This window comes from Kitasatospora sp. NPDC127111 (assembly GCF_042677465.1).
Taxonomy (GTDB): domain Bacteria; phylum Actinomycetota; class Actinomycetes; order Streptomycetales; family Streptomycetaceae; genus Kitasatospora.
Genome location: NZ_JBHXTG010000030.1, coordinates 46,929 through 67,265 on the forward strand (window position 1 = coordinate 46,929; position 20,337 = coordinate 67,265).

Sequence of the window (20,337 nt, forward strand, 5' to 3'; positions counted from 1 at the left end):
CCTCCGACCGTCCGGCCCGCTCGGCCGGGTTCTGCGCCGATGGTAGCGGGGCGGTCACCCGCCGTGGGGTGGAACGCCGACAAGTGCCGGCCGGGCGGCGGCGGTTCGGGCCTCGTGCCGGCGGCGGGCCTCAGCCCTTGTGCTGGCGGTAGGCCTCCTCGGCCGCGTCCAGCACCGCCGCCAGGTCGCCCCCCGCGGTGGCGGTGGCGACGGCCGCGACCGCGCCCTCCACGAACGGGGCGTCCGCGAACCGCACCGGGAACGGCAGGCCGTGCTCGTCCGCGTCGGCGAGCAGGGCGCGGACGGTGGACACCGCGCCGCCCAGGTCGGCGAGGATCACCACGCCGTGGCCCTGGTCGACCCGGCGGGTGGCGGCCGCGACCAGCACCGCGCTGATGCCCGGGCCGGAGACCAGGTCGCCGCCGGTCCCGGCGACCGGGGCGGGGGATTCGGTGCCGGTCAGCGCGAGGGCCAGGGCCCGGACCGCCGCGGCCAGCTCCTGGCTGTGCGAGACCAGGACGATCCCGACCCGCCCGTGCGCGGGCGGCCGGCCCGGCGTCGGGCGGGGCAGCGGGGTGCGGGAGGTCGGGGTGCGGGGCGCCGGAGGATGGGCCGAGGGGGCGTCGGAGATGGGGATGACATCGGCTCGGGTGCCGTCCCGGCGGGTCATCGGCTGCTCCTGGGGGCGTTCGGTGGGGGGCTTCCCACACTCTGGCAGCTCGTCCGCCGCCCGCCCGCGCGGGACACGCTCGGCGGGCCGAGGCGGGGAGCGGCTCCGGGCATGGGGCGGGGAGCGGCTCCAGGCCCGAAGCGGTGCCGGCCCGAGGCGGTGCCGGCCCTGAGCGGTTCTGGGGCCGCCCTAGCACAGACCTGACGCCCCGTGCGGCCGGTCGGCGGCCACCGGCCCCGGTCCGGGGGAGTCCTCGGCAACCCGCTGACCGGCGCCGCGACGGTGACTAGGCTGGCACCGTTGGACCGTCGGGAGGAGACCAGTAGTGGCAGCCAGCATCGGGACTGACGTGGATTCGGCCGTGGAGGGGGCTGTCGAGTCGGCCGTGGAACCGGCCGTGGAACCGGCCGGGGAGCCGGCCGAGGCGGCCGCCGGCGCGACAGCGGAGCTCGCGCCGAACGGGAAGCCGAAGGTCGACTTCACCGGCGCCACCTGGCTCTGCAGCAGCCAGGGCGTCGGGGACGTCCAGATCGCCTTCGTGGACGGCTACATCGGCATGCGGGACGGCCGTCAGGAGGACGGCCCGGTCCTGGTCTTCACGCCGGGCGAGTGGCGCGCCTTCGTACTCGGCGCGCGGGACGGCGAGTTCGACCTCACCTGAGACGTCCCGCCCCACCTGAGACGTCCCGCCTCACCCGGGAGCTTCCGCCTCACCCGGGAGGCCCCTCAGCGGTGCTGGGGGACGGTCAGGGATCCTCGGAGGCGCTTTTCGGACGGGCCCCCGGCCGGGGCCCGTCCCCTCCCGTGCATCGGCTGTGCATCGGTCGGATCTCTTTTGAGCGTACCCGGTCATAATTTCTGTTGACTGTTAGACAAACGCAGCTCAGAGTATGAGCACAGGCAGACGCCGTGCCCACCGCCCCCACGCGGCCAGACACGGCGCCTGCTGTGCAGCCCGGCAGCGCTGCCAGGCCCGCCTCCCAGAAATCCCCTGCGCACCGGGGTGCGTCGGCCGGTCCCGACCCCACGAGGGGGCCGGCAGTCGCCGGGAGGCTGGCACCGGAACCGAGAGCGACTCGGTGGCCGGTACCGGTTGCTCGGGACCCGCACGCCCCCACGCGGCGGCGTCCCGAGCAGATCCGCGGGAGCGACGGGCCGGGGCCCCGCGGACCTTGCTTGTGTGCATGGAACTGTTGGCTTGTGTGTTGTGCTCGCTGTGCTGTGCGGTGTGCGACGACGAAGCTGGGTGCTCGGCGGTTCGGCACGACATGTGCACAGTGAGGGATACGCGTGTAGGGCCGCGTTGCGACATGCCGTCCCCCCGAAGGGTGAAACCCAGAACGGCTGTCGTGCTGAACCGAACGTAGCCCGGACGGTTGCTCAGAGTCAACATTGGTCTCTGAGCGTGGATCTCCGTCCGGTGCCCCACCCACCCCGCGAGCGTGGTGTGCCGGGCACGTACGATGTTCCCATGTCTTTTCTCCGCCGTCGCTCCGGACAGCCCGCCGGCCCGGACTTCGACGTGCTCGCGATGGACCCGGGCGACTGGCCCGGCGACTTCGGTGCGGCCGTGATGACCGGCCCGGACGGCTCCTGCCAGGGGATTTTCCTGCGCTACGACCTGTTCGGCGGCAGAGGCCCGGCGATGTTCATCGGCAACCTCCCCGAGGGCTCGCCGGCCCGCGACACCGGGGACGAGGTGCCCTTCGAGGTCCGGCAGCTGCTCGCGGCGCTCGAGAACGACGAACCGGTCGAGTTCGTCTCGGCCGAGGACTTTCCGGTCATGCTCGGGGACGACCTGCTGATCGTGAAGAAGGTCAAGGTCAGCGAGGGGCGGGTGTTCTGCTCCCAGTTCGGGCGCAGCGACGGCGTCCAGGTCACCATCGCGTCCTGGGACCGGCCGATTTCGGACGACCTCTACCAGTTGCTCAAGCCGCTCCCGGCGGACATGTTCCAGCAGGGCTGACGGGCGCCCCGGCGGCCCCCGGGCGGGGGTCGTTCCGCGCCCCTGGCGTCGCTTGACGGTTTCGATCACCGCTTCGTACAGTCGCGAACATGTCGTGCCGTTTCCCGCTGCTGACCCGCCGCAGCTACCTGGACCTGCGTCGCACCGCCGGCGCGGCGTGTCCGGGCCGCTGAGGGGGATTCGTCCCCGAGGCGGTGGGCGGGCGGCCGAGCGGCCGGCGCCGATCCGGGGGCGGGAACCGCGCTGACCTCCGGGGCCGCCCACCGGTACCGCGCGCCCGTCCGGCGTGCCGCCCGCAGTTCCCCTCGCCAACCGAAGGGGGCGCCGGCGCCGAGAGGGAGAAGGGCCAGGTCGCCGACGGAGGAACCCGGCGCACCGCCCGCCGATCCCTCGGCACCGGACCCGAGCCCCCGGAGGCGGGTGAGGAGTCAGAGCCCACGCTGCCGCCCGGAGGCACCAGCACCATGACCACCGCCGACCAGTCGCCCGTCGCCGCCGCCCTCGCCGGCCTGCCCCGGGTCGTCGACCTGCTGGCCGCCCGCGCGGAGGAGCACGACCGCGACGGGACCTTCCCCTACCAGGGCGTCGAGGCGGTGCACGAGGCCGGGCTGCTCACCCTCACCGTCGGCGGGCGGTTCGGCGGACCGGGCGGCACGCTCGCCGACACCGTCCGGGTGCTCGCCCAACTCGGGCGCGGGGACGCCTCGGTGGCCGTGCTCACCGCGTTCACCCTGCTCCAGCACGCCGAACAGGCCCGGGTGGCGAGCTGGCCGGCGGCCGGCTACCGGCGGCTGCTCACGGAGTCGCGCCGCGGCCCGGCGCTGGTCAGCACCCTGCACGCGGAGCCCGACGGTCCGGGCGAAGGCCGGAACGGGCGGTACGGCGTCCAGAACGGCGGGTACGGCGGCCGGGGCGGCGGGCTGCCGGCCACGGTGGCCCGCCGGGACGGCGACGGGTGGCTGCTCACCGGGCGGAAGACGTACTGCGCGGGCGCCGAGGCGCTGGCCTGGATGGCGGTCACCGCGCGGACCGACGAGGCGGTGCCGCGGGTCGGCACCTTCCTGGTCCGGGGCGACAGCGAGGGCGTCGAGGTCGATCCGACCTGGGACCAGCTCGGGTTGCGGGCCAGCGCGGGCCACGACGTGGTGCTGGACGCGGTCCGGGTGCCGGCCGAGCTCGCGCTCGGGCTCACCGTGCCCCCCGGGGTGGCCGGATCCACCCTTCCGGGAAGCGGAACCGGCCCTTCTGGTCCCGGTTCCGAGGTGGCCGGAACCGCCCCTTCGGGAAGCGGAGGCGGAACCGGTGGTTCCGGTGCGCCGGCCGCCCAACTGACCCGCGCCTGGCAGGATCTGGCCCTCGCCGCGATCGCCCTCGGGGTGGCCCGCGCCGCCCAGGACTGGCTGGTGCGCTTCCTGCAGCGGCGCACTCCGGCCGATCCCACCGATCCGTTCGGCCGACTGCCCCGCCACCACGGTGCGCTCGGCGAGATCGAGGCCGGGCTGGTCGGCGCGGAGGAGCTGGTGCACGGCCTGGCGGCCCGGGTGGACCGGGCCGAACCGGACGCCGTGGCCCGGACCGGCCCGGCCCAGCTGCTGGCCACCCGCGCCGCGATCTCGGCCGTCCAGCAGGCCGTCGCGCTCACCGGCAGCCCCGGCCTGAGCCGGCGTCACCCGCTGGAGCGCTACCTGCGCGACGTGCTCAGCATCCGGGTGCACTGCGCCCCGGACGAGGCCGTCCTGGAGGACGCCGGCCGGGCCGCCCTCGACCGCGGCGCCCGGCCGTAGCGCCCGACCGCGGCGCCCGACCGCGGCGCCCGACCGCGGCGCCCGACCGCGGCGCCGCGCCGGGACCGGGCCCGCGGTCGAGGTCCGGACCGCCTCAGCGGGTGCCGACGGCGGCGCGGACGGCCCGGCGGGCCAGCGCGGCGTCGTCGTACAGCCGGCGGATCATGATCCGCTGCTCCTCGCCCGCGCCCGGCACGTCGTACAGCCGGATCTCCCGCATCAGCACCAGCACCAGGTTGACCAGGAACGCGTCCCGGGCCAGCGTGCCGCCGCTCTGGGCGAGTTGGCTGATCTGCCGACGGGCCGCGGTGTCCCCGGAGAGCACGCTCCACAGCACCGCCAGGTCGTAGCCGGGCAGGTACCAGCCGGCCTGCTCCCAGTCGACCAGCACCGGACCGGACGGCGCCAGCAGCATGTTGCTGAGCAGGGCGTCGCCGTGGCAGAGCTGGAGCGGGGTGTGGCCCAGGCCGTGCAGCAGGCCGCGCAGGTCGCCCGCGTCCCGGTCGGTCAGCTGGCCGACCGAGTGGTACCGGGCGATCTCCAGCTGGTAGTCCATCCGCGGCTGGAACACGTCGGTCGGCGGCCGCCACAGGTTGAGCGTGCGGACGGCGGTGAGCAGCGCCCGCACCTCGCCCGGGGTGGGCGCGTTGACGGGGTGGCGCTCCCGCGCGGCCGGGCGGCCGGGGACGCGCTCCATGACGAGCACGCAGCGGTCGTGGTCGGCCGCGACCAGCCGGGGCAGCCGCACCGGCGGACGGTGCCGGACGAACGCCCGGTAGACCGCGACCTCGTGGTGGAAGTCGGCCACCAGCTGCTCGAAGTACTCACTCCGCACCGCCTGCGGCGCCAGGCACTTGGCGACCACCGGCGCCCGCCCGATGGTGCCCGCCACCAGGATGTGGCGGCTACCCTCGCGCAGCACCTGGCGCGGGGTGAACGCGGGACATATCCGCGCGACACCGGCCAGCGCGGCCCGGACGGCCGGGGTCTGCAGCGCCGCCGGGTCGATCCGCTCGGCGGCGCCCGGCTGGCCCGGCCGCATCGGCTGGCGCAGCAGCCGGCCCTCGCCGGGGCGGGCGGCCGGGACCCGCGCGCCGCCCGGCAGGACGGTTTCGGGGGCGCGCAGCCCGAGCGCCGTACGGGCGGCCTGGCCCCGCGCGTCCGCGGACCGGCCGTCGGTGCCGCGCGGCACCACCGGGCGGCTCTGCGGCGGGACCTGCTTGGGGCCGGGACGGCCGGTGGCTGCGGTGGGGGGACGCAGCGCGGTGCGGGTCGCGGTCGGCGTGGGGGAGGTCGCTGAGGAGTACATGGGGTGAGGGTGGTCCCTTCCTGTCCGTCGGCGGGTGCGCCCCGCGGTGCGGGGAGGGCCGGTGCCGTGTGCTTCCTGGCGTGACGGCGGCCCTCGCTCGGTCGGTGGTGCTGTGGGTGGAGCGCGGGCGCCGGGCGCGGACTGCGGCGGTGTTCCGGCCGCCCGCACCCTGGGGAAATGCGGTCGGCCGGTACTGCCGCGGCCGTGCCCGGCGCCCCCGCGCCACCCGGCCGCGCCACCCCTTCGGGTGAGGACCGGGGACGCCCGCTGACGCGGACGGGGGAGTCCCCGGATCCGGCCTGGGGCGCCGCCCGACCCGAGGGGCGAGGTGGCGCACCTCTACATCACACCCGGACGGCACTGGTTCGTAATGTGGCGGACCCTGGCGAAGCCTGGCGAATGCTCGCCTGGCACATGACGGAGCCTCTAGCCTCGAACCAGCCGAGGAACCTGGGGGCTTCACGTGAGCAAGGGGCCGAACACCCGACTGGCCGATCTGTTCGTCCTGACCGGATGGTCGAAGGGCGAGCTCGCGCGGCTGGTCAACCGGCGGGGTGCCGCGATCGGGCAGCAGCAGCTGTCCACCGACACCTCGAGGGTACGGCGGTGGATCGAGCAGGGCGAGATCCCGCGCGATCCGGTGCCGAGGGTGCTGGCGGCCGTGTTCACTGAGCGGCTCGGCCGTGTCGTCACCACTGAGGACCTCGGTCTGGAACGACACCGGCCCACCAGGACCGGAGCGGCGCAGCCCGCAGCACATCCATGGGAGCCGGATCGTACGGCCGCGGTCCTCACCGAGTTCACGGGAATGGACCTCATGCTGAACCGACGTGGATTGGTGGGCGCGGGTGCCGCGCTCACGGCCGGGGCGGTCGTCGCCGACTCCCTGAAGGGCTGGCTGGGCGGGGACGCGGTCGCGTACGCGGCCTCGGTGCCCGGCCCGCGACCGGTGATCACGGGCCAGGGCGCCGCCCGGCCGGTGGTGGACGTGTACGACGCGGGCCCGGTCGGGCTCGACGAGGTGGAGGCGCTGGAGCGCTCGGTGCAGGTGTTCCGCGCCTGGGACGCCGCGCGCGGCGGCGGCCTGCAGCGCAAGGCGGTGGTGGGTCAGCTCAACGAGGTGGGCGGCCTGTTGACGCACCGCCACGATCCGGCGGTGGAGCGGCGGTTGTGGCTGGTCGCGGCCAACCTCGCGGTGCTGGCCGGCTGGATGTCGCACGACGTCGGCCTGGAGCCGACGGCGCAGAAGTACTTCGTGATCGCCGCCGAGGCGGCCAAGGAGGCGGGCGACCGGCCGCGCGCCGGCGAGGCGATCTCGCGCGCCGCCCGGCAGATGGTCCACCTGGGCCGCGCCGACGACGCGCTCGACCTGATGTCCGCCGCGAAGGCGAGCGGCGGCCGGGTGCTGCCCAGAACGCGGGCGATGCTCAACACCGTGGAGGCCTGGGCGCACGCCTCGATCGGGCACTCCCAGGACACCTGGCGGCTGCTCGGAGAGGCCGAGGACCTCTTCGCCGAGGAGGTCCCCGAGGCGCCGCCGTCCTGGATGCAGGTCTTCGACGAGGCCGAGCTGCGCGGGATGCAGGCGCTGGTGCTGCGCACGCTCGCCGAGCACGAGCCGGCGGCGGCGCCGCAGGCCCGGAAGCACGCGGAGCGGGTGATCAAGCTGCGTGAGGGCACCGGGCAGCTGCGTTCGGCGCTGTTCGACCGGATCACCCTCGCCTCGGTGCACTGGCTGACCGGGGAGCCGGACGAGGCGGAGTTCCAGGCCAAGATGGTGATGAACCTGATCGGCCAGAACTCCTCGCACCGGACGTGGGACCGGCTGCGCGAGATGTACCGGCTGACCGCCCGCTACCGGGGGCTGCCGGTGGTGGACGAGCTCCGGGCGGAGCTGGGGCGCGAGCTGCGGAAGGCGGACGCCACGAACCGGCCCAGGCTCGCCTGAGCGGGCCGTCGTCGGCGCGGGTCGGCGCGGGGTCCCGGGCGGGTGCGGGGTGCGGGCGGTGGATCCCCGTGGGTGCCGCGGGTGCGGCGGCGTGCCTCAGGCCCGGTCGGCGGGGCGGAGCAGCAGGCGCAGCGCGGTGACGGTGCCGTCGGTGCCCAGCACGGGCTCGCCGGCGCACTCGACCAGCTCGTACCCGCCGCAGGGGCGGCGCACCTGGAGGGTGCCGTAGGCGTGGCGTCCGTGGATCAGGGTGTCGGTCATCATCCGCCGCAGCTGCGGCCGGTCGACCTCGTCGAGCCGGTCGGGCAGCCGGTCGAGGCTGAGCGGGCCGCGCCCGGGGTCGCAGCCGAGCAGCCGGAACACCTCGGCGGACCACCGGACGTCGTCGGTGAGCAGGTCCCACTCGGCCGAGCCGACTCCGGGGCCGGGCGGCGCCTGCGCGGTGCCGTCCACTCTGTCGCCCACCGGGTCGTCCCCGGCCGGGGTGCCGGCTCCGTCGCCCGGGCCGCCGGCCGCGCCGCTCGCCCCGCCGTCCGCCGGCGTGCCCGCCACGGCCGCAGCCGCGGTGGCCGGCGGGCGGCCGGCGGGGCTGGGCATGTTCATGGCGGTTCCATCGGTCGGGGGTGGCGGCCGGCGAACGGGCCTGTCCGGGTGGTGAGAAGACTGTCGCACAGCGGAGTCACCCCCGTGGGGCATTTGGGCAGATCTTTGGCAAAATTCCTCCGGCATATGCCAGTGCACGGTAAGGGCCGGTTGCCCTGTGTGCGGCGGGGTGTCCGAGGCGGTAACCTTCGGTGATTCCGGCGCCCGGGCGCCCACCGCAGTACCGACCAGAGACCCCGGCGACGGAAATCCCGTTGCCACTACGACCGCCGCAACGGATGCTGACCTCATGTTCGAGCCAGTGATAGCACCCAGTGCCAGCCTCCTCGGCCTCCTTCAGCGAGGCCGCGGTGACGGGCAGCTCCATGCGCTGGCCGCCGACCGCACCGAAGCCATCGCCGCTTTGGAGGAGTGCGTCACCAGGGACCCGCGAGCCGACTGGCAGGTCGAGAACCGCTCCCTCTACTACGCGCGCCTCTTCATGGAACTGGAGGCGCCGCTCGACGGCATCGAGGACCACCTCCACGACCCGGCGGACCTCCTCGACGACGACGAGACCCGCACCGGCCTCGCGCTCTCCGTCCTGGGCCACCTCGCCGCCTACGGCCGGCGCGACGCGCTGCTGATGCTGCGCGAGTACGCCGCCACCGGTACCAACTGGGCCTGGGCGCTGGACGAGCTGGCGCTGCGCGACGACGACCGCGGCCTGCTGCTGCTCGGCACCGCCGTGCTGGACCGGTTCCCGCCGGGCCCCGAGGGCGACGCCGAGCTGCGCGAGTTCATCCGCGGCGCCTACGAGCCCCGGCCCTGGCGGCTCTGGGCGGCGTACCACCCGCGGGTCGCGGCGGCCAGCGAGCAGTCCCCCTTCGACCTCTGGCAGCGCCAGGTGAACCGCGGCGGCGTCACCCCCGGCTGGTCCACCGCCGACGTGCTGGCCTGGGCCGACCAGGGCGACCTCGGTGACCTCGGGGCCGGCGCCTTCGCCCGGCAGCCCGACCGCCCCGAGCCCGCCCGCGACGCCGCCGACCCGGCCGCCCCCGACGCCGTCGACCGCCGTGCCGCCGCGGCCGCGCGCTGCCTGGCCGCGGTCGTCCGTCCCGAGGACCGCCCCGCCGTGCTGGAGGCGGCCCGCAGCGGCCTGCCCGGCGCCCGCCGGGCGGCGCTCCGGTACCTCGTCGACCGGCGCGACCCGGCCGCCGCCGGCCTGATCGAGGCGGCCGTCGCCGACGTGGACGACCGCCTGGTGCGCGCCGCACTGGAGCTGCTCGGCCGGATGCGCGGCCCCGAGGCGCTGGCCCACGCCCGCCGCTGGGCCGACCCGGCCACCGGCGGGGCCGACAGTGCCCTCGGCGAGGCCGCCGTCCAGCTGCTGGCCGACGTCGGGGAGCCCGCCGACGGGCCGCTGGTGGTCGCCGGACTGCACCGCTGGGTCTCCGTCCGCGGGGTCGCCGGCGCCGGGCTCGGGACGCTGGTCGACGGTGCGGGGCGGCTGGCCGCCGCCGAAGCCGTCCCCGTCCTGCGCCACATCTACGGCGAGGCCGCCTCGTCCGAACTGCGCGGCCGCGCCGCCCGGGCGCTCGCCGCGACCGACGTGCACTTCCCCGAGGGGCCGGCCGTCGAGTGCCTCTGGGACTGCGAGGAGTCCACCCGGGAGCTCGCCGCGAGGCACGTCGCCACCACCGGCGACGCCCGCGTGCTGGAGCGCCTGCGCCGTCTCGCCGCCGACCCGGCCGAGGAGGCCGAGGTGCACGCCGCCGTGCGCGGCCGGCTGACCGCCGCCCGCGAGCGGAGCCGGTAGCGGAGCCGGTGGCGGAGCCCCGACATGACGGAACGGGCCGGGCACCTGTCGAGGTGCCCGGCCCGTCGGCGTCCGGTGGGACCGCGTCCCGGTCCCCGGCCCCGGTCGCGGGTGCGGTTACCTGACGACCCCGGCGTCGGGCGCCAGCGTGCCGATGCTGACCAGCACGATGATCAGGATGCCGAGCGCCACCCGGTACACCACGAACGGCATGAAGCTGTTGTGCGAGATGTACTTCAGGAACCAGGCGATCGCGGCGTAGCCGACCACGAAGGCGATCAGGGTGGCCAGGACGGTCGGGCCCCAGGCCGGCGCCGGGCCCTCGCCGATCTTGAACAGCTCCAGCACCCCGGAGGCGAGCACCGCGGGGATCGCGAGCAGGAACGAGTAGCGGGCCGCCGCCTCGCGGCTGTAGCCGAGCAGCAGGCCGGCGCTGATGGTGCCGCCGGAGCGCGACACGCCCGGGATGAGCGCCAGCGACTCGGCGAGGCCGAATCCGGCGGCGTGCGGCAGGGTCAGGTCGGTGATCGGCTTGGCGTGCCGGACCGCGCGCGTGCGGTCGGCCACCGCCAGGATCAGGCCGAAGACGATCAGCGTGGTGCCGATGATCCGCAGGTCGCGGAGGTTGGTCTCGATGGTGTCCTGGAACAGCTTGCCCAGGATGCCGATCGGCAGGGTGCCCATGATCACGAACCAGCCCATCCGGGCGTCCTGGTGCGAGCGGAGGGCCGGCCGGAACAGCGAGAGCGTCCAGGTCTTCACGATCGAGGCGATGTCGCGCCGGAAGTAGATCAGCACGGCGGTCTCGGTACCGAGCTGGGTCACGGCGGTGAACGCCGCGCCCGGGTCCTTCCAGCCCAGCAGGGCCGGGAAGACCCGCAGGTGGGCGCTGGAGGAGATCGGCAGGAACTCGGTGAGCCCCTGGATCAGGCCGAGGACGGCCCCGTGGAACCATTCGGTCACCGGACACCCGCCCGGGGTATCCGTCGCTCGATGCGCATCAGCGGTCCTTGTTGGTGATCGGTGCGGGAGCATGCCCGACGGCATGCGCGGGGCACATGCCGATGGCATGCGAACGTCCGGTCCCGCCCGACGCTCGGGCCGCGCGAGGGCCCGGCGCGCGCCTGATGGTACGCGGTGAAGGTGACGGGTTGTCGTTCACCCCCGGGCCGGGTCCGCGCCGGTCCTGCGCCGGCCCGTACCGGGCCTTCGCCGGGCCTGCGCGGGCCCGGGAGCGGGCTCAGTCGGCCGCGGGGCGGGCCCGGACCCAGGTCCGGTCCTCGGTCAGGTAGCGGTCGACGGCCAGGCCGGACTCGGCGAGCGCCTGCTCGAACGCGGCGGTGGTGAGCGGCCGGGCGAGGAAGGTCTGGGTCCAGCGGGCGTCCGGGAACTCGTACTCGACGTGCACCGAGTTGACCCCGTCGCCGACCGGCGTGGCCGAGGCGATCCGGACCAGCGCGCCCGGGCCCAGCGAGCGTTCGCGCGGGATGTTCCGCCACCAGTCCTCGCCCTCGCGCTGGATCAGCACGCAGCCGTCCGCCGTGACGTGCCGCCGGCAGGTGTCCAGCAGGCCGCGCCGGACGGCGAGGTCGCCCGCGTGCACCAGGAACGAGGCCAGCATGACGACGTCGAAGCGCTCGCCGAGGTCCAGCCGCTCGATCGGGCTGCGGACCGTCCGGGCCCCGCGCACCCGGGCCAGCATCTCGGCGGACTCGTCCACGGCCGTCACGGTGAAGCCCCGGTCGAGCAGGGGGTGCGTCACCCGGCCCACGCCGCAACCGAGTTCGAGGATGCGCGCGCCGGCCGGCACCGCCCGCTCGATCACCTCCGGCTCGTCGTTCACCGGCAGTCGCGCGTACATCTCGACGGCGCAGCCGTCCGGTGTGATCGCGCCCGGCCCCGTCCCGTGGTAGCCCCTGCGTCGCTCATCCGTCATGGGCTCCATCCGAACACGGCGGGCGGGTGCTGGGAAGAGGGCGTCGGAAAGGGGTTGCCGTATACCCCTGGGGGGTATACATTCGTCGACGACGGAGCGAGGAACGCGGCGCCGAGCGAGGCACCCGGGCAAGCGGAGGACGACATGGCACACCCCGCACAGCACGAGCACCAGCAGCACACCGGCCAGGAGCACCACGGCCACCAGGGGCACGAGGGCCACCCGGGCCACTCGGGGCACGAAGGTCATGAGGGGCACGCCGACCACGCGGCCCACGGCCGTCACGCCGGACACGCCGGCCATGGCGGCCACGCCGCCGGAGCGAGCTGGCGGATGGCCGCGCTGGCGACCCTGCACTGCCTCACCGGCTGCGCCATCGGCGAGGTCCTCGGCATGGTGCTCGGCACCGCCTTCGGCCTGCACAACGGAGCCACCGTCGTGCTCTCGGTGCTGCTGGCCTTCGTCTTCGGCTACGCCCTCACCATGCGCGGCGTCCTGAAGGCCGGCCTGGACGTCCGGGCCGCGGTCAAGGTCGCGCTGGCCGCCGACACCGTGTCGATCCTGGTGATGGAGCTGATCGACAACAGTGTGATGGTCACCGTCCCGGGCGCGATGGACGCCGGCCTCGGCGACCTGCTGTTCTGGATCGCGCTGGCGGGCTCGCTCGCCCTCGCCTTCGCCCTGACCGTGCCGGTCAACAAGTGGATGATCGGCCGGGGTCGCGGCCACGCGGTGGTCCACGCCCACCACCAGCACTGAACCGCCGGGTGCGCGAGGCGCACCCGAGGCGCGCGGAACGCCGCAGCGGCCCGTACCGACCCGAGGGGACGGTGCGGGCCGCGGCGCGTTGTCGGGCGTGTCGCGCGGCGGGCGGGGGAGTTACGGCCGACCGCGCTCCAGCTCGGCCAGCGTGTCGTGCAGCCAGGTCAGCTCGGCCTGGGTGGTGGCGCGGGCGATCAGCAGCATCCCGCGGCGGAACGGGTCGTCCACGTCCTCGGCGCCGACCGGGCGCTCCCCGTCGTAGAAGAAGCTGGCCGGCTCGCTGAGGAACGCCAGGCGGCGGCGGAGCACGGCGGCCTGCGCGGCCGGTTCGCCGTCGAGGTGGCGGAGGAAGGCCAGCACGGTGAACCAGCGGTTCTCGTCGCTGATGTCCAGGTCGTCCGGCGCGCGGAGCCGGTCGAGCAGCGCGGTCTGCCCGGCCTCGGTGAGGTGCAGGGTGTGGCGGGGGGCGGCCGCCGTCCCCGGTTCGGTCTCGCGGACCAGCAGGCCGTCGGACTCCAGTCGCTTGATGGCGGGGTAGAGCGTGCCGTCGCTGATCGGTCGGACGTGCCCGGTGAGCGCCGCGAGGTGGCGGCGCAGCTGGTAGCCGTGCAGGGGGCGGTCGTGGAGGAATCCGAGGATCGCGAGCTTCAGCATGGGGCCACTCTCTCAGAAGGGTCGTCCGGGAAGGGTCGTCCGATGTCATTCCATGGCTCGCTACCGTTATACCTCGATGCCGATGTATGGTCGGTGTGGCGATCGAGCCGCGACCGTACGACGAGGACCTGAGAGGGAGCACGACCATGCGCGAAGCCACCGTCACCCCGAACGGCGACCGGATCCGCTGGGTGGAACTGCCCGGTGCCGGTCCCGCCCGGCTCTACCTGCACGGCCTCGGCGCCACCTCGCCGGTCTACTTCGCCGCGGCCGCCGCCCACCCGCTGCTCACCGGGCGCCGCTCGCTCCTGCTCGACCTGCTGGGCTTCGGCATCAGCGACCGGCCCGCCGACTTCGGGTACTCGCTGGAGGAGCACGCGGACGCGGTGGCGGCGGCGTTGAACGAGGCCGGGCTGGCCGGCGTCGAGGTGGTCGGGCACAGCATGGGCGGCGCGGTGGCGATCGTGCTCGCCCACCGGCACCCGCGGCTGGTCTCCAGCCTCCTCCTGGTCGACTCCAACCTCGATCCCGCGCCGCCGGTACCCCGGCCGGGCAGCAGTGCCATCGCGACCCACACGGAGGAGGAGTTCCTGGCCGACGGCTGGCGGCGCACCGAGCACCGGGTCGGCCCGTTCTGGTGGTCCACCATGCGGCTGGCCGGCCGGGAGGCGCTGTACCGCAGCGCCGTCCACCTCGCCCGGGCCACCGTCCCGACCATGCGGGAGCTCCTGCTCGGCCTGGACGTCCCGCGGACGTTCCTGTACCCGCAGGCCGACGGCGAGCCGGCGGGCGCGGACCGGCTGCGGGCGGCGGGCGTCGAGCTCGTGGCGATCCCGGAGTGCGGGCACAACATCATGATCGACAATCCGCAGGCCTTCGCCGGGGCCGCCGCCGCCGCGCTCGCCCGCCGGCCCGTCACGGCGTGACGCCTCCGCCCCGGCGTGACGCCCCGCCGGCGAGGCCTCCCGCGCCAGCGTGACGCCTTGCCCGGCGTGTCGCCCCGCCGCACCGGGGCGCCTGCGCCCCTACCGCCCCCGGAGCAGGACGAACCTGAGCGGCGTGCCCGGGCGGGCCTGCGCGGCCGCGGCGAGGTCGGCCTCGGGCACCACGCCCACCACCGGGTAGCCGCCGGTGGTCGGGTGGTCGGCGAGGAAGACGACCGGCCGGCCGTCCGGCGGGATCTGGACGGCGCCCAGCACCATGCCCTCGCTGGGCAGTTCACCGCCGCGTGCCCGGGTGACCGAGGGGCCGTCGGTCCGCAGCGCGATCCGGTTGCTGGCCGGGGCCACCCGGTAGTGCTCGCGGGCCAGCCAGGCCACCGACTGCGGTTCGAACCAGTCCGCGCGCGGTCCGAGCCGCAGGCGCAGCACCAGTTCGGCCGGGGGAGCGGGCAGCGGCACCAGCCCGGGCCGCGCGCGGTACGGCGGGCGCGGCCCGACCGGCAGCCGGTCGCCCGCGGCCAGCGGGGCCGGGCCGAGACCGGAGAGCAGGTCGGCGGAGCGGCTGCCGAGCACCGGCGGGACGGCGATCCCGCCCGCCACCGCCAGGTACCCGCGCACGCCGTGCGTGGCCGGGCCGGCCTCCACGACGGCGCCCGCCGGGACGGCGACGGGCGCGCCCCAGGCGGCGGCCCGGCCGTCGACCCGCACCTCGCAGGGCGCGCCGGTGACGGCGACCAGCACCGGCCCCTCGGCGCGCAGCGCCACCCCGCCGAGCGTGGTCTCCAGCGCGGCCGTGCCCGGCTCGTTGCCGACCAGCCGGTTGGCGGCCCGGAGCGCGGGCGCGTCCAGTGCGCCGGCCCGGGGCACGCCGAGGTGGGCGACACCGCGCCGCCCGAGGTCCTGGACGGTGGTCAGCGGGCCCGGGCGGACCACCAGCAGCCCGGTCACGGCCGCTCCTGGCCGGCGCGCACCGCCGTGAACCGGACCCGCACCCCGGGGGCGAGCAGGGCCGCGGGTTCGCGGTCGGCGTCCCAGAGCGGCAGGCCGGTACGCCCGAGGAGCTGCCAGCCGCCGGGGGAGGAGTGCGGGTAGACGCCCGTGTAGGGGCCGGCCAGGGCGACCGAGCCGGCCGGGACGGCGCTGCGCGGGGTGTCGCGGCGGGGCACCGCGTACCGCTCCGGCAGGCCGGTGAGGTAGCCGAAGCCGGGGGCGAAGCCGCAGAAGGCGACCACGTACGCGGCCTCGGAGTGGATCCGTACGGCCGCCTCGGCGGAGACGCCCCAGAACCCGGCCACCTCGGCGAGGTCGGCGCCGTCGTAGACGGTCGGCACCTCCAGCAGCGGGCCGGGCACCGCGCCGGCCGCGGCCGGGCGGGCCGCCCGCAGCACCGCGGTGAGCGCGCGGAGGTCGGCCACGCCGTCCAGCAGGACGGTCCGCGCGGCGGGGACGATCTCCTCGACCGCGGGCAGCTCGCCCGCCTCCTGGCGTTCGCGCAGCCAGGCGTACAGGGCGCCCACCTCGGCCGGGCCGGGGACCTCGACCAGCAGCGCGCGTTCGCCGACCGGCAGGATCCGCGGGGCCCCCGGCGCCTCCGTTCCCCCCGCCGCCGTCACGCGAAGGACTCCACCCGGACGCCCGCCGAGGCGAGCGCGCCGCGGATCCGCCAGGCGAGCTGGGCGGCGCCGGGCGTGTCGCCGTGGACGCAGAGCGAGCGCGCCCCGACCGTGATCGGCTCGCCGCCGACGGCCTCGACCGCGCCGTCCCGGGCGATGCCGACGGCGCGGGTGATGACCCGCTCGGGGTCGTGCACCACGGCGTCCGGTTCGCGCCGCGGGACGAGGGCGCCGGCCCGGGTGTACGCCCGGTCGGCGAAGGCCTCGCTGACCACCGGGAGCCCGACGCCCTCGGCGACCTCCAGCAGCCGGGAGCCGGGCAGGCCGAGCACCGGCAGCGGGCCGTCGCAGACCGCCCCGGCCCGCAGCACGCCGGCGACCACCGCCTCGGCCTGCTCGGAGTCGGCCACCACCCGGTTGTAGAGGGCGCCGTGCGGCTTGACGTAGGAGACCCGGGAGCCGGCCGCGCGGGCGAACACCTGGAGGGCACCGATCTGGTAGGCGATCTCGTCGGCCAGCTCCTCCGGCGGGACGTCCATCGCGCGCCGGCCGAAGCCGGCCAGGTCGCGGTAGGAGACCTGGGCGCCGATCCGAACTCCGCGCTCGGCGGCCAGCGCGCACACCCGGCGCATGGTGGACGGGTCCCCGGCGTGGTAGCCGCAGGCGACGTTGGCGCTGGTCACCACGGAGAGCAGGGCCTCGTCGTCGGTCAGCGTCCACCGTCCGAACCCCTCGCCGAGGTCCGCATTGAGATCGATCACCGCATCGGCCACGCCCGTCCGCCTCCCAGCAGCTGTTGAGCCAGATGGTAGGGCCTGCGTGTCACGGCCGGTGTCGCGCCGCCCGTCGCGGCCCGGGGCCGCCCCGCCTGCGGGGTCGCGGCCGGGGCGGCCCGCCGGCGGCTCAGCCGGTGACGGCGGCGGCGTGGGCGGTCCGCTCCAGCGGCCGCAGCAGGCGCAGCACGATCAGCAGCGGGACGACGCCGACGACGCCGAACGACATGTCGATGAATCGCCAGTACAGCGGGATGCCGCGGAGCGGGCCGCAGACCAGTGCCAGCGGGATGACGCCCGCGCAGGCCAGGACGGCCCAGCGGATCACCCAGACGTTGCGCACCGGGTCCTTGAGCGGACCCCAGAACGCGGCCGCGATGACCAGGTGGGCGAAGGCCAGCCAGTCGGTGCCGTAGGCGAGGAAGGGGTAACGGTCGTTGGTCTCGGCGATGCCGTCGCGCACGCGTGCGAGCCACTCGACCAGGACCGGCAGGTGGTCGGTCAGGCCGGCCGCCGGGCCGGTGGCGAAGTCGACCAGCCAGCTGGTCTCGGTCTCCAGCGGGAACGCGGTCAGGCCGCTCAGCACGAGGCAGACCACGAAGAACCGGAGCCACCGCCGGACCCGCCGCAGGGCCGCCTCGTTCGCCGTGCCCGGATCGTTGCCCGTCGCGTCGTTGCCCATCGCGCGAACCTCCATGCCGAAGGGCGGGTGGGGCCTTGTCCCATCCGCGTGACACGACTCTAGACCGCGGAATTGAACGCGTTCAACTTGGCCCCTTCCCCGGACCGGGCGCGGCCGGGAACGCCGGTGGCCGGGCACGGCGGACGTGCCCGGCCACCGGCCCGCGGAGCCCGCTACGCGGTGTACGTGAACCGGTCCGCGGCGACGGGCGCGCTGGTCCCGCCCGCCGTCGTCACCGTCACGTCGACCGTCCCCGTCCCGGCCGGCGCGGTGGCCGAGCAGAACGTCGGACCGCACGAGACGTGGGTCGCCGGCACCCCGCCGAAGGCCACCGTCCCGTACGTCAGGTTCGTGCCCTGGACGTACAGCGGGGTGCCGCCGGCGGCCGGGCCGCTCTTCGCGGTCACGTTGGTGACCACCGGCGCGGCCGGCGGCGCGGGCGGCGCGCCGGTGTAGTCGAACGCGGCGGGCGCGGCGGCCGAACCGCCGGGCGTCACCACGGTGACCGGGACGCTGCCGGAGCCGCCCGGCGTCGTCACCGTGCACGCGGTCTCGGTGCAGGAGCCGCTCGCCGGCGTGCCGCCGACCAGCACGAAGCCGTCGGCCAGGTGGCTGCCGCTGACCGTGACCGCGGTGCCGCCGGCGCCCGGGCCGGTCGTGGTGCCGATGGCCGTGACGGCCGGCGCGGGCGCGGTGACCCGCGGCTGGAGGCCGCTGCCGAGCAGGTAGGTGGACACGTTGTCGGACGGGTCGGTGTCGCCCGCGTTGGCGACCGTCACCGTGATCGCCCCGGAGGGCCGGGTGCCGTGCGAGGCGACGTAGACCTTCATGAACTCGCTGCGCCCCGGCGCCCTCGTCCCCGTGAAGACCGCCTCCAGCCGCCTCCCGTCGGCGGAAACGGTCTCGGTGAAGGTGTAGTCGGGGGTCGACGTGATGGACGCGCCGCTGGTGGTCAGCCCCGGCGGCAGGTCGACCGTCAGCCGGGTCGGGCCGGTGAGGTCGGCGGTGCCGTTGGACGTCCAGGTGACCGCGAAGTTGGTGTTGTCGACGGGGAAGATCGGGTAGTTGCCGGCCTGGGTCACGCTGACGTTCGGGCCGGTGGCCGCCGTGGTGGCGGTGGTCGCGGCGGCCGAGACGGCGGCGCCGGCGGCGAGGGTGGTCGTGGCGAGTGCGGCGGCGAGGCCGCCGCGGACCAGTCTGGTGATCATAGGACGCATGATGGCGGGGGCGGGTGCGCCGCGAAGGCGTTTCCTCGAAACCCAGTTCTAGTGGAGGATCTTCGACGTCGCTCCCGCCCGCCCGTAAGGTCCGTTTCGGCCGAAGTCGGTGCCTGCCTCTAATCTTGTCCACCGTGACCGCCATCGCTGACCTGCCCACCGAGCACGGGCCCCGGCCGCCCGCCGGGCCCGCCACCGCCGCCGCGCGGCCCGCGCCCGGCCCCGCCGCCGACGAGGGCCTGGCCCGCCGGCTCAAGGCGCTGGCCTGCACCGCACCGCTGCACGACCTGGACAGCCGCAAGGTGATGCTGGCCGGCGAGTACCGCGGCTACGCGATGGCCGAGGTCGGCCTCGCCGCGATCGACCTGGTCACCCTGCACATGGACTTCGACACCGGCGCCGACCGCGACATAGTGCTCGCCCGGCTGCTGCCCCGGGTCGCCGCCCAGGCCGTCGGCCGGCCCACCGCCGAGCACGAGCGGGTCGCCCGCTGGGTGCTCGAGTCGCTGATCAACGTCGGCAGCGTCGACCGCGGCTTCCGCGCCGTCTACGGCACCTTCGGCCCGGACGGCGAGTACGTCCGCCGCGACTACGACTTCAAGCTGATCGAGGAGGTGCCCGGCCCGGACGGCGGCGTCTACCTGCGCACCACCGACGAAGCGGTCAACGTCCTGGTCGGCGCGCTCGACACCGACGTCACCTCGGCCCAGATCGCCGCCGAGGTCAAGCTCGAGGTGCTGATCCGCCGCGGCCGCCTGGCCGACGCCCAGCTCGCCGCCGAGCAGGCCCGCTACCGCACCGTCCAGTACGCCGAGACGCTGCGCCGCGCCCTCGACGCCACCCGGCGCAACGTGCGCGCCGTCGACTGGATGCGGGCCATCCCCGACCTCATCGACGAGGCGCTCGACCACATCGCCGACCGCTACCGGCACGAGAACGCGATTCTCACCAACATCCGCAAGGCCCGCGACGAGGCCGAGGAGCCGGAGCACAAGCGCCGCGCCGCCGAGCTGGTCGACATCGTCAAGGACTGCATCCGCCGCCACACCCAGCTGCAGACCCGCCTGCTGGAGGCCGGGCCGCTGTTCCGCGCCGAGCAGGACCGCCAGGCCTTCGCCACGCCCGGCGCCCGCAGCGGCATCGACCTCTACGGCCAGCTGCTCGCGCCCGTGCTGCGGTTGCCGGTGGAGCAGGCCGTCCGGCCCACCGGCGCCTTCTTCGCCCGCGGCACCGGCCTGCGCACCCCCGTCTCCGTCCGGGTCGCCGACCTGGTCGACCTGCTGCTCACCCCGCCGGTCGAGCGCGAACACCTGGGCGCCGAGCTGCCCGACCCCGACCTCGTCGCCACCCCCGACGACAGCCGCTTCTCCGAGGCGCAGCTGGAGGCCGCGCTGGAGCTGCTCGACCTCCCGGCCGACGCGCCGCGCCGGCTCTCCGGCCTGCTCGCCGACGCCCGCGAGCAGGACCCGGAGCTCCCCTACCTGGTGGCGCTGCTCGCCGTCCACGCGGCCAGCCCGCCGGTCGGCACCGCCTACCGGCAGGGCGAGGAGCGGCTGCTCTTCGCCGTCGACGACGGCACCCCGCTGCGCGACCCGGAGTTCGGCGGCGCCGACCTGATCGTCGGCAGCGCCCTGCTCGACGCGGCCGGCATGGCGGCCGACCGCAAGGACGCGGGTTGACG

19 protein-coding genes are annotated in these 20,337 nt (G+C 75.7%); 8 read left to right on the forward strand and 11 right to left on the reverse strand.

Going from position 1 to position 20,337, the window contains the following annotated elements; translation table 11 throughout:
- Positions 1-130: 130 nt before the first annotated feature.
- Positions 131-670, reverse strand: coding sequence for a PTS-dependent dihydroxyacetone kinase phosphotransferase subunit DhaM (locus ACFVHB_RS19690; RefSeq protein WP_380323415.1), 540 nt, complete (start codon positions 668-670; stop codon positions 131-133).
- A gap of 397 nt (positions 671-1,067) precedes the next feature.
- Here ACFVHB_RS19690 and ACFVHB_RS19695 point away from each other — a divergent pair, with 397 nt between their 5' ends.
- From ACFVHB_RS19695 to ACFVHB_RS19705, 3 genes are all read left to right on the forward strand, one after another.
- On the forward strand, positions 1,068-1,331 hold the full coding sequence (locus tag ACFVHB_RS19695) for a DUF397 domain-containing protein (protein ID WP_380323523.1): 264 nt from the start codon (positions 1,068-1,070) through the stop codon (positions 1,329-1,331).
- 810 nt (positions 1,332-2,141) lie between these two features.
- Positions 2,142-2,636, forward strand: a complete 495-nt coding sequence (locus ACFVHB_RS19700) for a hypothetical protein (protein ID WP_380323418.1) — start codon at positions 2,142-2,144, stop codon at positions 2,634-2,636.
- 464 nt (positions 2,637-3,100) lie between these two features.
- On the forward strand, positions 3,101-4,420 hold the full coding sequence (locus tag ACFVHB_RS19705; protein WP_380323421.1) for an acyl-CoA dehydrogenase family protein: 1,320 nt from the start codon (positions 3,101-3,103) through the stop codon (positions 4,418-4,420).
- 94 nt (positions 4,421-4,514) lie between these two features.
- On the opposite strand, the gene ACFVHB_RS19710 is transcribed toward ACFVHB_RS19705, so the two are convergent.
- Positions 4,515-5,729, reverse strand: coding sequence for a phosphotransferase (locus tag ACFVHB_RS19710; RefSeq protein ID WP_380323424.1), 1,215 nt, complete (start codon positions 5,727-5,729; stop codon positions 4,515-4,517).
- 463 nt (positions 5,730-6,192) lie between these two features.
- Here ACFVHB_RS19710 and ACFVHB_RS19715 point away from each other — a divergent pair, with 463 nt between their 5' ends.
- Positions 6,193-7,677, forward strand: coding sequence for a hypothetical protein (locus ACFVHB_RS19715; protein ID WP_380323427.1), 1,485 nt, complete (start codon positions 6,193-6,195; stop codon positions 7,675-7,677).
- Between the two features lie 96 nt (positions 7,678-7,773).
- On the opposite strand, the gene ACFVHB_RS19720 is transcribed toward ACFVHB_RS19715, so the two are convergent.
- Complete coding sequence (locus ACFVHB_RS19720) at positions 7,774-8,280, reverse strand: hypothetical protein (RefSeq protein ID WP_380323430.1); 507 nt, start codon at positions 8,278-8,280, stop codon at positions 7,774-7,776.
- Between the two features lie 289 nt (positions 8,281-8,569).
- Between ACFVHB_RS19720 and ACFVHB_RS19725 the strand changes: the two genes are divergently transcribed.
- Positions 8,570-10,078: a HEAT repeat domain-containing protein gene (locus tag ACFVHB_RS19725; protein WP_380323433.1), complete on the forward strand. Its 1,509-nt coding sequence runs from the start codon at positions 8,570-8,572 to the stop codon at positions 10,076-10,078.
- Between the two features lie 117 nt (positions 10,079-10,195).
- Here ACFVHB_RS19725 and ACFVHB_RS19730 read toward each other — a convergent pair whose 3' ends face one another.
- Together ACFVHB_RS19730 and ACFVHB_RS19735 are read right to left on the reverse strand one after the other, a co-directional pair.
- Entirely contained in the window at positions 10,196-11,041 is an 846-nt protein-coding gene (locus ACFVHB_RS19730; protein WP_380323435.1) for an undecaprenyl-diphosphate phosphatase, read from the reverse strand.
- Positions 11,042-11,318: 277 nt separating this feature from the next.
- Entirely contained in the window at positions 11,319-12,014 is a 696-nt protein-coding gene (locus ACFVHB_RS19735) for a class I SAM-dependent methyltransferase (RefSeq protein ID WP_380323438.1), read from the reverse strand.
- Between the two features lie 144 nt (positions 12,015-12,158).
- On the opposite strand from ACFVHB_RS19735, the gene ACFVHB_RS19740 reads away from it, so the two are divergent.
- Complete coding sequence (locus tag ACFVHB_RS19740; RefSeq protein ID WP_380323441.1) at positions 12,159-12,773, forward strand: DUF4396 domain-containing protein; 615 nt, start codon at positions 12,159-12,161, stop codon at positions 12,771-12,773.
- 120 nt (positions 12,774-12,893) lie between these two features.
- On the opposite strand, the gene ACFVHB_RS19745 is transcribed toward ACFVHB_RS19740, so the two are convergent.
- Positions 12,894-13,430 (reverse strand): PadR family transcriptional regulator, encoded by a 537-nt coding sequence (locus ACFVHB_RS19745; protein WP_380323444.1) that lies wholly within the window; start codon positions 13,428-13,430, stop codon positions 12,894-12,896.
- Positions 13,431-13,576: 146 nt separating this feature from the next.
- On the opposite strand from ACFVHB_RS19745, the gene ACFVHB_RS19750 reads away from it, so the two are divergent.
- Positions 13,577-14,356 carry an alpha/beta fold hydrolase gene (locus ACFVHB_RS19750; protein ID WP_380323447.1) on the forward strand — a complete coding sequence of 260 codons (780 nt, stop codon included), beginning with the start codon at positions 13,577-13,579 and terminating at the stop codon, positions 14,354-14,356.
- Between the two features lie 99 nt (positions 14,357-14,455).
- Here the strand turns inward: ACFVHB_RS19750 and ACFVHB_RS19755 are convergent, their stop codons facing one another.
- The 5 genes from ACFVHB_RS19755 to ACFVHB_RS19775 all read right to left on the reverse strand — a co-directional run bounded on the left by ACFVHB_RS19755 (position 14,456) and on the right by ACFVHB_RS19775 (position 18,647).
- Positions 14,456-15,319: a biotin-dependent carboxyltransferase family protein gene (locus ACFVHB_RS19755; RefSeq protein WP_380323450.1), complete on the reverse strand. Its 864-nt coding sequence runs from the start codon at positions 15,317-15,319 to the stop codon at positions 14,456-14,458.
- Positions 15,316-15,984, reverse strand: coding sequence for a 5-oxoprolinase subunit PxpB (gene pxpB / locus ACFVHB_RS19760; protein WP_380323453.1), 669 nt, complete (start codon positions 15,982-15,984; stop codon positions 15,316-15,318). Before pxpB ends, ACFVHB_RS19755 begins: the two co-directional genes overlap by 4 nt.
- Positions 15,981-16,757, reverse strand: a complete 777-nt coding sequence (locus tag ACFVHB_RS19765) for a LamB/YcsF family protein (RefSeq protein ID WP_380323456.1) — start codon at positions 16,755-16,757, stop codon at positions 15,981-15,983. Before ACFVHB_RS19765 ends, pxpB begins: the two co-directional genes overlap by 4 nt.
- Before the next feature lie 130 nt (positions 16,758-16,887).
- Positions 16,888-17,439, reverse strand: a complete 552-nt coding sequence (locus tag ACFVHB_RS19770; RefSeq protein ID WP_380323459.1) for a hypothetical protein — start codon at positions 17,437-17,439, stop codon at positions 16,888-16,890.
- 173 nt (positions 17,440-17,612) lie between these two features.
- The gene (locus ACFVHB_RS19775; RefSeq protein WP_380323462.1) at positions 17,613-18,647 is read right to left on the reverse strand and encodes an IPT/TIG domain-containing protein; all 1,035 of its coding nucleotides are present in this window, start codon (positions 18,645-18,647) and stop codon (positions 17,613-17,615) included.
- Between the two features lie 143 nt (positions 18,648-18,790).
- Here ACFVHB_RS19775 and ACFVHB_RS19780 point away from each other — a divergent pair, with 143 nt between their 5' ends.
- Positions 18,791-20,335: a hypothetical protein gene (locus ACFVHB_RS19780; RefSeq protein WP_380323465.1), complete on the forward strand. Its 1,545-nt coding sequence runs from the start codon at positions 18,791-18,793 to the stop codon at positions 20,333-20,335.
- Positions 20,336-20,337: the final 2 nt, after the last annotated feature.

What these genes read in the sequence shown, in the direction of transcription:
- ACFVHB_RS19705 (WP_380323421.1), top strand. Translation starts at nt 3,101, where the DNA reads ATGACCACCGCCGACCAGTCGCCCGTCGCCGCCGCCCTCGCCGGCCTG.
- ACFVHB_RS19750 (WP_380323447.1), top strand. Translation starts at nt 13,577, where the DNA reads ATGCGCGAAGCCACCGTCACCCCGAACGGCGACCGGATCCGCTGGGTG.
- ACFVHB_RS19735 (WP_380323438.1), bottom strand. Translation starts at nt 12,014, where the DNA reads ATGACGGATGAGCGACGCAGGGGCTACCACGGGACGGGGCCGGGCGCG.
- ACFVHB_RS19775 (WP_380323462.1), bottom strand. Translation starts at nt 18,647, where the DNA reads ATGATCACCAGACTGGTCCGCGGCGGCCTCGCCGCCGCACTCGCCACG.
- ACFVHB_RS19710 (WP_380323424.1), bottom strand. Translation starts at nt 5,729, where the DNA reads ATGTACTCCTCAGCGACCTCCCCCACGCCGACCGCGACCCGCACCGCG.
- ACFVHB_RS19725 (WP_380323433.1), top strand. Translation starts at nt 8,570, where the DNA reads ATGTTCGAGCCAGTGATAGCACCCAGTGCCAGCCTCCTCGGCCTCCTT.
- ACFVHB_RS19720 (WP_380323430.1), bottom strand. Translation starts at nt 8,280, where the DNA reads ATGAACATGCCCAGCCCCGCCGGCCGCCCGCCGGCCACCGCGGCTGCG.
- ACFVHB_RS19740 (WP_380323441.1), top strand. Translation starts at nt 12,159, where the DNA reads ATGGCACACCCCGCACAGCACGAGCACCAGCAGCACACCGGCCAGGAG.
- ACFVHB_RS19745 (WP_380323444.1), bottom strand. Translation starts at nt 13,430, where the DNA reads ATGCTGAAGCTCGCGATCCTCGGATTCCTCCACGACCGCCCCCTGCAC.
- ACFVHB_RS19690 (WP_380323415.1), bottom strand. Translation starts at nt 670, where the DNA reads ATGACCCGCCGGGACGGCACCCGAGCCGATGTCATCCCCATCTCCGAC.
- ACFVHB_RS19700 (WP_380323418.1), top strand. Translation starts at nt 2,142, where the DNA reads ATGTCTTTTCTCCGCCGTCGCTCCGGACAGCCCGCCGGCCCGGACTTC.
- ACFVHB_RS19770 (WP_380323459.1), bottom strand. Translation starts at nt 17,439, where the DNA reads ATGGGCAACGACGCGACGGGCAACGATCCGGGCACGGCGAACGAGGCG.